Source organism: Allobosea sp. CCNWLY174, from assembly GCF_037120455.1.
GTDB classification, from domain to species: Bacteria; Pseudomonadota; Alphaproteobacteria; order Rhizobiales; family Beijerinckiaceae; genus Allobosea; species Allobosea lupini.
Map to the genome: position 1 here is coordinate 213,365 of NZ_JBBBBQ010000008.1, position 12,180 is coordinate 225,544.

The window sequence follows — 12,180 nt, forward strand, 5'->3', positions numbered from 1 at the left end:
TTCGGCGCGCGGAGGGCATGATGACACGGATCGTGATCGCGGACGATCATCCGCTCTTCCGCGGCGCCCTGCGCCAGGCGGTCTCGCATGCGCTGGCCGGCTCCGAGGTCAGCGAGGTCGGCTCGCTCGAGGCGCTCGGCCAGGCGCTCGCCGAAGCCTCGGACATCGACCTCATCCTGCTCGATCTCTCCATGCCGGGCGTGCAGGGCTTTTCCGGCCTGCTCTTCCTGCGCGCCTCCTATCCCGAGATCCCGGTCATCGTCGTCTCGGCCAATGACGATCCCGCCGTGATCCGCCGCTGCATCGAGTTCGGCGCGCTCGGCTTCCTGCCCAAGACCGCCGAGGTCGCGCAGATGGGGGAGGCGATCCAGGCCGTGCTCGACGGCGGCGTCTGGACCCCGCCCGGCGTCGATCTCTCCGCCCCGGTCGACCATGAGACCGCCGACATGGTCCGTCGCCTCGCGACGCTGACGCCGCAGCAGGTGCGCGTGCTGATGATGCTGTCGGAAGGGCTGCTCAACAAGCAGATCGCCTATGAGCTCGGCGTCTCCGAGGCGACGGTCAAGGCGCATGTCTCGGCGATCCTGACCAAGCTCAACGTCGACAGCCGCACCCAGGCCGTGATCGCCGCCGCCAAGATCGCCGGCGCCGGCTGGGCGGCGCAGGGTGCTTCGGCGACGAGCTGAGACGCCGCGGTTGACGGCGGCGTTCAGGCCCGGTTCAAGCGGGGTCTGATTTGTCTCTCGCGGTCGATCCGAAGGGGATTCCCATGGCCAATGGCGGTGGCACCGAGCGTTTCCTGGGCGGTTCCGTCCTCAGCGTCCTCGTGCGCCTGTTCTTCATCTCGCTGCTGGTCGGCGCGGCGATGGCCTTCCTCGGCCTGTCACCGCGCGGCCTCTTCGACTCGGCGCTGCGCTTCGTCCGCTCGCTCACCGATATGGGCTTCGACGCGGTCCGCGAGGTCGGCGGCTGGGCGCTCGCCGGTGCGCTAGTCGTCGTGCCGCTCTGGCTGATCAGCCGGCTGTTCGCCTCGAAGCGCTAGCCCCTACAGCCCATCGCCCCGCGCGATCGCTTCCGCGTCGCGCCCGATCAGCGCGTCTAGGCGCGGCAGCCCGGCCTTGCGCACTTGCATGTCGAGCCCGCGCTTGACCTCGCCGACCAGGCCCGGGCCCTTGAACACCATCGCCGAATAGAACTGCACCAGGCTCGCCCCGGCACGGATCTTGGCGAAGGCCGTCTGCGCGGAATCGATGCCGCCGACGCCGATCAGCGGGAATTGCCGCTCCACGCGCAGGAAGGTCTCGGCGAGGATGCGCGTCGAGGCTACAAAGAGCGGCTTGCCCGAGAGGCCGCCGGTCTCGGCCTTGTTGCCGCTGCGCAGGCTGTCCGGCCGCGCGATCGTCGTGTTCGAGACGATCATGCCGTCGACCTGGCGGCGGCGGGCGACCGCGACCATGCCGTCGAGCTCGGGCAGGGAGAGGTCGGGCGCGATCTTGATCAGCACGGGCGTCGGCTTGCCCCCGGCGGCGGCCTCGTCGCGGGCGGCGAGGGTGCGCGCGATCAGGTCGTCGAGCGCGTCCTCGGCCTGCAGGTCGCGCAGCCCAGGCGTGTTCGGCGAAGAGACGTTGACGGTGAGGAAATCGGCGAGCGGGGCGAGCCGGCCGGCCAGCGCCGCGTAGTCGGCGCTGCGATCAACCGAGTCCTTGTTGGCACCGAGGTTGACGCCGACGAGGCCGCTCTTCTTGCGGCGGGCTTGAAGCCTTGCCGCGACCGCCTCCATGCCGTCGCTGTTGAGGCCGTAGCGGTTGATCACGGCCTCGTCCTCCGGCAAGCGGAAGACGCGCGGGCGTGGATTGCCCGGCTGCGGCAGCGGCGTCACCCCGCCGACCTCGACGAAGCCGAAGCCGAGGCCCAGCGCGCCGTCGACAGCTTCGGCATGCTTGTCGAAGCCGGCGGCGAGACCGACCGGATTGGCAAAGCGCAGTCCGAAGGCCTCGACCGCCAGCGACGGCGGATCGGCCGCCGGCCGCAGCGGAGGCGCGGCCGACAGCGCCGCGATCGTCAGCCGGTGAGCCTGCTCCGCGTCGAGCTTGTGGATCAGCGGCCGCGCCAGGCCGAACAGCGCTCCGATCACGCGACATCCTCCGGAAACACATGGCCGGCTTCGCCCAACGGCAGCGGCGCGATCCAGCGCGCCTGCTTGGGGGCGAGCGTGGCGTAGAGATGCGGGAACAGCGCCCCGCCTCGCGATGGCTCGTAGCGCAGGGCCGCGCCGAGCACGGCATCGTCGATGGCGATCAGCAGCAGCCCGTCCTGGCCGGCGAAATGCCTGGCAGCGGTTTCGCGGGCCTGCGCGCCGGTCGAGAAATGGATGAAGCCGTCGGCGAGGTCGACCGGCGCTCCTTGGAAAAGGCCTACGGCCTCGGCTTCGCGCCAGAGCGCCTCGGGACAGATCTTGTAGATGAGCGGCATGTTGCGGACATATCGCCTGACGGCCGTCGGCAAAAGGGGAAAGCGTGTCGCGCCGGACCGGTTCGCCGTTTTCTTTGCCGGGTGCCGGCCCGCGCCCGTCGGCGCTCTGTCTGAAAGTGAAAAAGCGGCATGCCGCGCCAATCAGAGCGATAAATCAGATTGAATTCTTATAGGATAGGGGATATTTCCTATTTCAATCCCCGCTTTGCGCTGCCGGCACCATCAGGAACGAGGCCTCCCCGCGATGCTGTCCCATGACCAGATCTGGAGTGCGATCGACACGCTCGCCCAGCGTTATGGCCTGACGCCGTCGGGCCTCGCCCGCAAGGCCGGGCTCGACGCCACCACCTTCAACCGCTCGAAGCGGCTCAGTGCTGACGGGCGCGAGCGCTGGCCTTCGACCGAATCGATCGCCAAGATTCTCTCCGCCACCGGCGCCTCGTTCGATGAGTTCATGAACGTGCTGCGCCGCGGCATGCCGCCGGCCCATACGATTCCGCTGATCGGCTTCGCCCAGGCCGGCTCCGGCGGCTTCTTCGACGATGGCGGCTTTCCGGTCGGCTCCGGTTGGGACGAGGTCGCCTTTCCCGGCCTGCAGGACGAGAAGGCCTATGCGCTCGAGATCGCCGGCGATTCGATGCTGCCGCTCTATCGCGACGGCGACACCATCATCGTCTCGCCCGGCGCTGCGATCCGCCGCGGCGACCGGGTCGTGGTCAAGACCGTCGAGGGCGAGGTGCTGGCCAAGCAGCTCAGGCGCCAGACCGCCAAGACGGTCGAGCTTGCCTCGCTCAATCCCGAGCACGCAGATCGCGTGCTCGCGCTCGCCGAGATCGCCTTCATGGCGCGGGTGATCTGGGCGAGCCAGTAGGCGCAGCCGAGGGCGCTTCCTCACCGAAACGGCGTGGGTCGTCCCGAGCATAGCGAAGCGAAGGCTCAGGGACCTGTTCCGGAACCTCTTTCGGATAGGCTCCGGAATGGATCCTGGATCGGCGCTTCGCCGCTCGTCCGGGATGATCGGAGAGGGTTGAAAATCAGGCAGCTATGCGCTGCGCCGGCAGTGACACCGTGAACACCGCGCCGACCTCGGACGGCTCCAGCGCGATCATGCCGCCATGCAGCCGCACCAGCTCGGCGGCGATGGCGAGGCCGAGCCCGGTGCCGCCAGGATTGACCGAGCCGCGGAAGGCCTGGAACAGATTCTCGCGCGCCCGCGGCGGCACGCCGGGCCCGTTGTCGGCAATGCGCAGGACGATCTCCTCATGACGCCGGCCGGCGCTGATCCGGAGCATCGGGCTGCGCTCGCCGGCTTCCATGATGCTGTCGAGCGCCTGGATCGCATTGCGCATCAGGTTGGAGAGCACCCGTGCCATCTGGTCGGGATCGCAGGGGGCGACCACCTCGGCCGGGACCTCGTTGACGAAGCCGATCGCGCCGTTCTCGCCGAGGCCGAGCAGCTCGGCCTGTTCGGCGACGAGCTGTCGCAGCGCCACATCGCGCAGCGCCGGCGTCGCCTCGGTGGCACGGCCATAGGCGAGCGTCGCCTGGCAGAAATCGATGGCGCGCCCGAGCGTCGCGATCAGCCGTGGTGCGAAGCGCCGGATCTTCGGGTCGCGCGTCTCGGTCAGCCGGTCCGACATCAATTGCGCCGCGGCCAGCATGTTGCGCAGGTCGTGGTTGATCTTGCTGACGGCCAACCCGAGCTCGGCGAGATGCTTCTTGGCTCTGAGGTCGTCGGCGAGCGTCGCCTGCATGCGTGCCAGCGCCCGCTGCGCCTCGCCGATCTCGTCGGCGCGTTCAGTCGGTTCGATGATACGGCGCGGATTCTCCGGGTCGTGCTCGAACTCCATCACATTGGCGGCGAGATGCCGGATCGGCTGCACGATAAGCCAGTTCAGCGAGAGATAGACCAGCCCGGCGGTCAGGATCGAGATGATCAGCGTGACCAGCGTCAGGTTGACCGAGAATTTCAGCATGGCCCGGTGCAGCGGCCGCTCGTCGATGACGATCTCGACGAAGTCGGCGGCGCCGACCGCCTGTCCGACCACCCGGATCGGCATCTCATGCGAGGGGCTGACCAGCGTCGCCACCGATTCGACGATCGACTGCATCCAGCTCTGGTCGCGCAGGTCGACGGTCCTGGCGACTTCGTGCGGCATCGAATCGAGGCTGAGCAGCCGGCGCGCACCGCCGACGCGTGCCGCGATGGCGGAGGCGCCGACGCCGGCCAGCAGCCGCTCTTCGCTGCCCTCTGGCAGGCCCTCCGCGGGGGCGTTTTCGAGCACCAGCACGGCGATCTGCGCCGCTGCGAGCCGATCGTTCAGCCAGTTGCGCCGGAAGTTCGCGACCGAAGGCAGGTAGATCAGCACCTCGGCCAGCATCACGAACAGGATGGTGAGCACGAGCAGCTTGGCCGAGAGGCCGAGCTGCGTCGGCCCGCGCGCTACGCTGATCGACAGGGTGTTGGGATCGAACCGTCTTACTGACATCAACAGCCAGTCTATCCGAAACGGCTGAGGAAGCCGATGAGGCGGCGGATGCCCGGCTTTGCCGCGAGCGGCGCCTGGAAGGAGAGCGCCGCTTTCTGCGACAGCTCCGACAGGCTTTGAGATGGCACGATCAATCCGGCCATCTCCTTGACGTTCATCCGCTTCTGGATGGCGAGCCCCCAGGGCACGATCAATTCGGACGCCTGCGCCCCGGCGATGACGACACCGAGAATACCGCCCTTGCGGTCGGTCATCAGCTTGACCAGCCCTTCCGTTTGTCGCTCGGCCTGGGCGCGTCCGCTCTCGGCATAGGGGAAGCGCAGCACCCGGATTTCGCCCAGCGCGCGCGCCTGCGCCTCGCTCAGGCCAATGCATGCCAGTTCGGGCCGGCCATGGACCGTGCGGGGGATCCATTCACGCCTGAAGCGGGTCGGCTGGCGGAACAGGGCGTTGCGGAGCACGAGGCCGGCCTGATGCTGCGCAGCCTGGCTGGACGTCGTTCCGGCGGCCGCGCCCCCGGCGCAATCGCCGACGGCGTAGATGTTGCGATTGGCGGTCCTCAGCGAGGCATCGACGACGATGCCGGCTTCGTCGCTGCGCACGCCGGCGAGGTCGAGTTCCAGGCCTGCGATATTGGGTTTGCGCCCATTCGCGACGAGTAGATGTGTGCCGTCGACCCTGATCTCGCCGTCGAGAACGAGGCGAGGGCGCTGGCGATGGCTCTCGGCCCGCAGGATCGGCCGGCCTTCGTGCAAGGCGATGCCGTCGCTGAGCAAGGCCCGACGGAGCACCCCGGCCGCTTCGGGGTCCTCGTCCAGCAGGAGCCCGTCCCGGGCGATCAGGGCGACCTCGCTGCCGAGCGCGCGCATCGCTTGCGCCAGCTCGACCGCAGCCGCCGTGCCGCCGAGCACGATCAGCCGCTCGGGGCGCTTGACCAACTCGAAGATGCTCTCCTCGGTGACGACGGGCAGCTCGGCCAGGCCGGGAATATCGGGCAGCGCCGGTAGCGATCCCGTTGCGACGACGAAGCGGCGCGCCTTGACCACGCTCTCGCCCACGGCGATCTGGCGGCGATTCTGGAAGTGCGCCTCGCCCTTGAGCACGAGCACGCCCAGGGCGGCGAGGCGTTCGTCCGAGTCGTTCGCGGCCAGTTTCGCCGACACCTGGTCGAGATGGGCGCACACGCGCCCGTAATCGATCTCGCTGGTCTCCGCTGCGATGCCGAAGGCCTGGGCATCAGCGATGTCCCGCGCGTGCTGGGCCACGGCCCGCAGGGCCTGGCCGCGTGCACCCTCGTTGAGGGAAAACGCATTCCCACCCTGCCGGACCAGCACCGTCCGGACGCCGAACAGCGCGGCCGCGGTCGCGACTGCGAGCCCGCCGGGTGTATCGCCGATGACGCAGATGTCCGGCGTCAGCGGCTCCTTGCTGGCTGCAGGGCTGGCGGTTTGGCTCACGCCGCATCTCCCGGTCGCTAGAGCCGGATGATTTCAGTTGGAATCGCAAGGCGATGCCAACTGAAATCATCCGGCTCTCATCAAAGGGTTAGAGCAGGATCAATGCGAAAAACCGGTTCCCACTTTTTCGCATCCTGCTCTAGCTTGCTCGTGCAGATGCGTTGCCGTTGCGGCGGAATCAAGCTCGTTGCTGCGATAACCGGGTGGAAGCAGTCAATTCGGGCGGGACGATGGTCCAGCCGCCCTCAGGCGATCTTGCGCGGCTCGTCGCCCTTGCTGAATTCCGATACCGGCTGCGGCCGGCCGAACAGATAGCCCTGGGCGCGCTGGGCGCCGAGCAGTTGCACCGCCATGCGCTGTGCCTCGGTCTCGATCCCCTCGACGACGACGTTCATCGACAGGCGCCGGGCAAGCTGGCAGACCGCCTCGATCACCGCCTTGGAAGCCTCGTCGCTGTTGACGTCGCGGCTGAAGCTCTGGTCGATCTTCACCTGCGAGAACGGGTAGGTCGAGAGATAGGCGAGGGAGGAATAGCCCGTCCCGAAATCGTCGAGCGCGAACTTCACGCCGATCGCGCGCAACTCGTTGATGACGTCGAGCGTCGTCTTGTTGTCCTCGATGAGCAGCGATTCCGTCACTTCGAGCGTCAGGCGGCCCGGCGCGAGATGGGCGAGCAGCAGCGCATTCTTGACGGTCTCGACGATCCGGCCCGGCTCGCGGAACTGCAACGGCGAGATGTTGACCGAGACGCCGATGCCGCCCGGCCATTTCGCTGCGTCGCGGCAGGCCTGGCGGATGGCCCAGTCGCCCATGCCGGCGATCAGGCCGGATTGCTCGGCGATTGGGATGAAGACGCCTGGCGGGACCATGCCGCGGGTCGGGTGCCGCCAGCGCATCAGCGCCTCGCGCGTCACGATCTCCTGCGTGCGCAGGTCGATGATCGGCTGATAGTAGAGCTCCAGCGCGCCTTCGGTGGTCGCCTGACGCAGGTCGACCTCGATCTCGTGGCGTTCGAGCATCTCCTCGGCCATCGCCGGGTCGAAGAAGGTCGCAGTGTTGCGACCCGCCGCCTTGGCCTTGTAGAGCGCGGTGTCGGCATGGCGCAGCAGGTCGGCCGGGATCGCGCCGTCCACTGGGGCGAGCGCGATGCCGATGCTGGCCGTGACGTAGACGGTCTTGGTGTCGAGCTCGAAGGCGCGGTCCATCGCCTCGATCATACGCTGCGCGATCATCCTGACCGTCGCGACATCGGTCGCCGGCAGGATCAGGACGAACTCGTCGCCGCCGAAGCGGGCGAGCAGGTCGTTGTGGCGGATCGCGCTCTTCAGCCGCGCCGCCGTCTGGACCAGCACCCGGTCCCCGATGTCGTGGCCGAGATTGTCGTTGACCTGCTTGAAACCGTCGAGGTCGATATAGAGCAGCGCGAAGGTCTCGCCGGTCCGCTCCTGCCGGCGGAAAGCCTCGGCGAGCTGTGTATTGAACTCGAAGCGGTTGGCGAGCCCGGTCAGCTCGTCGAAGCGCGCCATCTGCTCGATCCGCGCTTCGGTCGCCTTCCGCTCGGTGGCGTCTTCGGTCAGCATCAGCACGCCGCCCTCGGCCGCGGGCGCGATGGTGACGACGAGCATGCGGCCGTTACGCGACTGCAATTCGTAGATGGCCGCCTGCTGCGTCGCCTGGACGCCGTCGAGGGCTGCCTTGATGTCGCGGACCTGCTCTGGCGTCATCACTTGCCGCTCGACCAGGAAGCGCGCGATCGCGCTGATCGGCGTGCCCGGCAAGGCGAGTGTCTCGGGAATACCGTAAAGGGCTGCATGTGGCGCGTTCGAGACCGCAAGGTCGAGCTTGCGGTCGAACATCGCCAGGCCGTGGATCATCGTGTTGAGCGCGGCGTCGAGCGTCAGGTTCTGCGAGCGCAGTGCTGTCGCCAGCGCCTTGGATTGCTTGGTCGCGTCGCTCAGCGCAAGCAGGTTGCGGTGCAGCGAGTTGGTGATCGCGATATTGGCGACGACATAAAGGAAGGCGAAATAGCCGATGTATTGGTAGTAGGGATTGTGCGCCTGGATCAGGCCGACCGCCATCGGCACGCAGAAGGTCAGCAACTGGACGGCGACGAATTTCGGCCACCCAGCATTGCGCGCGACATAGCCGGAGGCAAGCGCGATCGTCGACGATACCGAGGTGATGTGGGCGGCAGGATCGTCGGTCCAGGCCAGCGCGGCATAGCAGCTGAAGCCGAGCACGGCGCTAAATACGGTCGCGCCGAAGAAATACTCCCGGTCCCAGCGCGTGGTCTGGGCGAGCGTGTCCTCGGCATGGTCGAGGCGGCGATAGCGGACCACGGTGATGATCCGCATGACGACGACCAGCGCGACGCAGATCGTCAACGCCATGAACAGCTCGGCACCGGTCGAGATCCAGCACAGGAAAGGCGTGAGAATGCCGGCGATCCCGCCCGGGATGATCGAGCCCGGCGAGGAGAACAGCGAGGAGACCAGCAGGCGATAATCGGCGAGATCGACCGCGCTCCGGCCGTCGTGTCCGGCCGGCTGCTCTGCGATCGCTCTATCGGCGCTGGCGCTATGCAACCGGTTCGCCACTCCCGCCATCCACTCCTGCCTTGTGACGGTCACTGGAGAGGCGGGTGAACGACCCCTTCCTTTGCCGCATCATCTAACGGCTTTAAGAGGGAAAGGTAAAAGTTTCATGAGGGTTACGCGGCGGAGTCGCGCGATCAGCGCGAACGCCGACCGCACCGGGGCTTTCCGCTGTCCACTCAGGCGGCGCCGACGTTGGCGAGTGCCTCCTCCGGGCCGCGCTGGTAGACGCGGGCCAGCATGCGGTCCTGCGTCTGGGCGATACGCTGCAGCTTGGAGATCGCGCTCGGGTGCAGGCGCAGCATGCAGTCGGTCCAGAGCTGGCCGAGATATTCGAGCTCTTCGCGCAGATTGCCGGCACGGCGATTGAAGGCCGAGAACAGCGCGGTGCGGGCTGCGTGGATCGGCAGCGAGTCGGAGGCGTATTTGCGGATCCAGTCCTCGCCCGTGCCGGTCGGCACCACCGCCTCCAGCCCGCCCGCCGCCAGGAACTCGGCCGCGCTCATCTCCTCGCCCGATTGCAGCATGTGCTCGGCGGCGCGCGGGCCCATCCGGCGCGACAGCACGCCGACGGCGGTGATCGGGAAATGGTTGAACTTGATCTCGGGGTAGACGAACGAGGCCTGCTCCTCGGCGATCATGACGTTGCATGAGCGCGGTGCGTCGATGCCGCCGCCGATCGCCTTGGCATGGATCGTCGACAGGGTCACGGCCATGCCGTTGAGGCCGCTGGCATTGCGCAGCGCGCCTTCGACCGAGAGCCGGGCGTATTCCGCAAGCGCCGGGCGGTCGTTCTTGGCGAGGCAGTCGAGATAGAAGTCGAGATCGCCGCCGAGGGTGAAGAACGGCCCGGTACCGCGGAAGGCGAGGAAGCGCACCGGCGCGCTATGATACTGCTCGGGCGTGCCCCAGAGGTCGATGATCGCCTGCTGCACCTTGCCGAGGCTTTCGAGCAGCTGCAGCGTGAAGACCGGCTTCAGCTCCGGCTTGATCGTGACCCAGAGCAGGCGCAGCTCCTGCTCATAGGCGAGCTGGACCTCCGGCAGGAATCCGGCGTGACGGCGGATCGTCTCGATCACCTCTCCGTCGGCGATCTCGGCAGCAGCCTGGCCGCCCACCGTCGGTGCATAGCTCTGAAACATCGTGTCGTCTCCGCCTAGTCCCGCACCCCTCGACGCCGCCGAGGGTAGAGAAAGTTAATAATCTGTAAACGCAAACTGCCGGAAATGGTTAATTTCGTTAGGCTTTGTTCGTTAATGCCAAAGTCGGCTCACGGTCTGGAAGCACATCCATCGGTTGTTCTGCCGTCGCCGCTGTCGCTGCCGTCGATGCACGCAATGGGCGTGCCAGCATAACACCCGTCGGTCAGGGTTGCCGAGATAATAAAAATTTTACCAATCGCAGCAGGGCCTTGCGGCCTCTCTCGGCCGGAGCGGCGCAGCTTTCCGATCGGGTGGGCCGATGCGGCTGAAGGCGGGCTTGGAGCAGGGCTGTTTCATCCGGAGACCGGCGACGCCGCAGTTGTGCCGCAATCGACCGTGCAAGGAATGTTGTGCCGCCGCGCTGGTCTTGTCCGGGGCGGGTTCAGCGGCTAACCATGAACCAACGTCCGCCGCCGCAAGGTTGTGGGCATTCCGACGAGCTGACGCCTTGAGCCGCCAGACCGAAGCCGAGGATGAGAGAAGGGCGCGCCTCGCCGCCGCCCTCCGCGAAAACCTGAAGCGCCGCAAGGCGCAGGCAAGGGCCCGGCGTGCCTCGGATACGGCGGCCGAGGACACGCCACCGCCCGCCCAGGCCGAACCTCCCCGGTCCTGATCCCCATTCTTTCCGGCCGGCGCCTCCGCCGGCCGTCCTGCAGGACGAGCCCGATGGACCGTATCCGCATCACCGGCGGCCAGCGCCTCAATGGCGTGATCCCGATCTCGGGCGCGAAGAACGCGGCCTTGCCGCTGATGATCGCGAGCCTCCTTACCGACGAGACGCTGACGCTGACCAATGTCCCGCGTCTCTCCGACGTCAGTGCGCTCTCGCGCATCCTTTCCAACCACGGCGTCGACCGCTCGGTCGCCGGCAAGCGCATCGGCCAGAGCGCCGAAACCGGCCAGACCGTCGCGCTGACCGCGCGCCAGATCGTCGACACCTGCGCGCCCTACGAGCTGGTCTCGACCATGCGGGCGAGCTTCTGGGTGATCGCGCCGATCCTGGCCCGCATGGGCGAGGCCAAGGTCTCGCTGCCCGGCGGCTGCGCCATCGGCACGCGCCCCGTCGATCTCCTGCTGATGGCGCTGGAGCGCCTCGGCGCCACCATCGCCATCGAGGGCGGCTATGCTCTGGCGCGCGCACCAAAGGGGCTGAAGGGCGCCGAGATCGTCTTCCCGAAGGTCACGGTCGGCGGCACCCATACCGCGCTGATGGCCGCTGTCCTCGCCGATGGCACCACGGTGATCGAGAACGCGGCGCGTGAGCCCGAGGTGGTCGATCTCGCCATCTGCCTCGAGAAGATGGGCGCCAAGATCGAGGGCGCCGGCACCTCCACCATCACCATCCGCGGCGTCTCGCGCCTCGGCGGCGCGCATCATGCCGTGCTGCCGGACCGGATCGAGACCGGCACCTATGCCATGGCGGTGGCTATGGCCGGCGGCGACGTCCTGCTCGAAGGCGCGCGCGCCGATCTGCTGCAGGCGGCGCTGGACGTGATCAGCCAGGCCGGCGTCGAGGTTTCCGAGACCAATGAGGGCATCCGCGTCCGCCGCAACGGCGCCGCGCTGGAGCCGGTCGACGTCACGACCGATCCGTTCCCGGGCTTCCCGACCGACCTCCAGGCCCAGCTCATGGCGCTGATGACCAAGGCCAAGGGCACCTCGCGCATCCGCGAGACCATCTTCGAGAACCGCTTCATGCACGTGCAGGAGCTCGCCCGTCTCGGCGCCAGGATCCGGCTCGACGGGGATGCGGCCTATGTCGACGGCGTCGAGAAGCTCACCGGCGCCCCGGTGATGGCGACCGATCTGCGCGCCTCGGTCTCGCTCGTCATCGGCGGACTCGTCGCCGAGGGCGAGACGATGATCAACCGCGTGTACCATCTCGACCGCGGTTTCGAGGCACTCGAGGCCAAGCTCGGCCGCTGCGGCGCCCAGGTCGAGCGCATCAGCGGTTGACGCAAGGCAC

The 12,180-nt window shown here is 67.7% G+C and carries 10 protein-coding genes; 4 read left to right on the forward strand and 6 right to left on the reverse strand.

Translation table 11 applies throughout. The features are described 5' to 3' along the window. Positions 1 to 20: 20 nt before the first annotated feature. Both V7S63_RS21800 and V7S63_RS21805 read left to right on the forward strand, forming a co-directional pair. Complete coding sequence (locus V7S63_RS21800) at positions 21 to 686, forward strand: response regulator (protein ID WP_425285432.1); 666 nt, start codon at positions 21 to 23, stop codon at positions 684 to 686. An 83-nt stretch (positions 687 to 769) separates the two neighbouring features. Further along, positions 770 to 1,042, forward strand: a complete 273-nt coding sequence (locus tag V7S63_RS21805; RefSeq protein WP_100961135.1) for a DUF6460 domain-containing protein — start codon at positions 770 to 772, stop codon at positions 1,040 to 1,042. Between the two features lie 3 nt (positions 1,043 to 1,045). Here V7S63_RS21805 and V7S63_RS21810 read toward each other — a convergent pair whose 3' ends face one another. Together V7S63_RS21810 and V7S63_RS21815 are read right to left on the reverse strand one after the other, a co-directional pair. Beyond that, positions 1,046 to 2,134: a quinone-dependent dihydroorotate dehydrogenase gene (locus tag V7S63_RS21810; RefSeq protein ID WP_336531752.1), complete on the reverse strand. Its 1,089-nt coding sequence runs from the start codon at positions 2,132 to 2,134 to the stop codon at positions 1,046 to 1,048. Continuing rightward, the gene (locus V7S63_RS21815; protein ID WP_091833946.1) at positions 2,131 to 2,472 is read right to left on the reverse strand and encodes a DUF952 domain-containing protein; all 342 of its coding nucleotides are present in this window, start codon (positions 2,470 to 2,472) and stop codon (positions 2,131 to 2,133) included. The genes V7S63_RS21810 and V7S63_RS21815 overlap by 4 nt, the downstream gene beginning before the upstream one ends. Positions 2,473 to 2,716: 244 nt before the next feature. Between V7S63_RS21815 and V7S63_RS21820 the strand changes: the two genes are divergently transcribed. Next, positions 2,717 to 3,343, forward strand: coding sequence for a S24 family peptidase (locus V7S63_RS21820; RefSeq protein WP_091833949.1), 627 nt, complete (start codon positions 2,717 to 2,719; stop codon positions 3,341 to 3,343). A 163-nt stretch (positions 3,344 to 3,506) separates the two neighbouring features. Here the strand turns inward: V7S63_RS21820 and V7S63_RS21825 are convergent, their stop codons facing one another. The 4 genes from V7S63_RS21825 to V7S63_RS21840 form a co-directional block, all read right to left on the reverse strand. Continuing rightward, entirely contained in the window at positions 3,507 to 4,961 is a 1,455-nt protein-coding gene (locus V7S63_RS21825) for a sensor histidine kinase (protein WP_100961138.1), read from the reverse strand. Between the two features lie 11 nt (positions 4,962 to 4,972). Then, positions 4,973 to 6,418, reverse strand: coding sequence for a dihydrolipoyl dehydrogenase family protein (locus V7S63_RS21830; protein ID WP_336531753.1), 1,446 nt, complete (start codon positions 6,416 to 6,418; stop codon positions 4,973 to 4,975). Between the two features lie 245 nt (positions 6,419 to 6,663). Beyond that, a complete protein-coding gene (locus tag V7S63_RS21835; protein ID WP_336531754.1) occupies positions 6,664 to 9,015 on the reverse strand; it encodes a putative bifunctional diguanylate cyclase/phosphodiesterase in 2,352 nt (783 codons plus the stop codon). Between the two features lie 176 nt (positions 9,016 to 9,191). After that, entirely contained in the window at positions 9,192 to 10,154 is a 963-nt protein-coding gene (locus V7S63_RS21840; RefSeq protein WP_336531755.1) for an enoyl-CoA hydratase-related protein, read from the reverse strand. 726 nt (positions 10,155 to 10,880) lie between these two features. Here V7S63_RS21840 and murA point away from each other — a divergent pair. Further along, positions 10,881 to 12,170, forward strand: coding sequence for a UDP-N-acetylglucosamine 1-carboxyvinyltransferase (gene murA / locus V7S63_RS21845; protein WP_091833963.1), 1,290 nt, complete (start codon positions 10,881 to 10,883; stop codon positions 12,168 to 12,170). Positions 12,171 to 12,180: the final 10 nt, after the last annotated feature.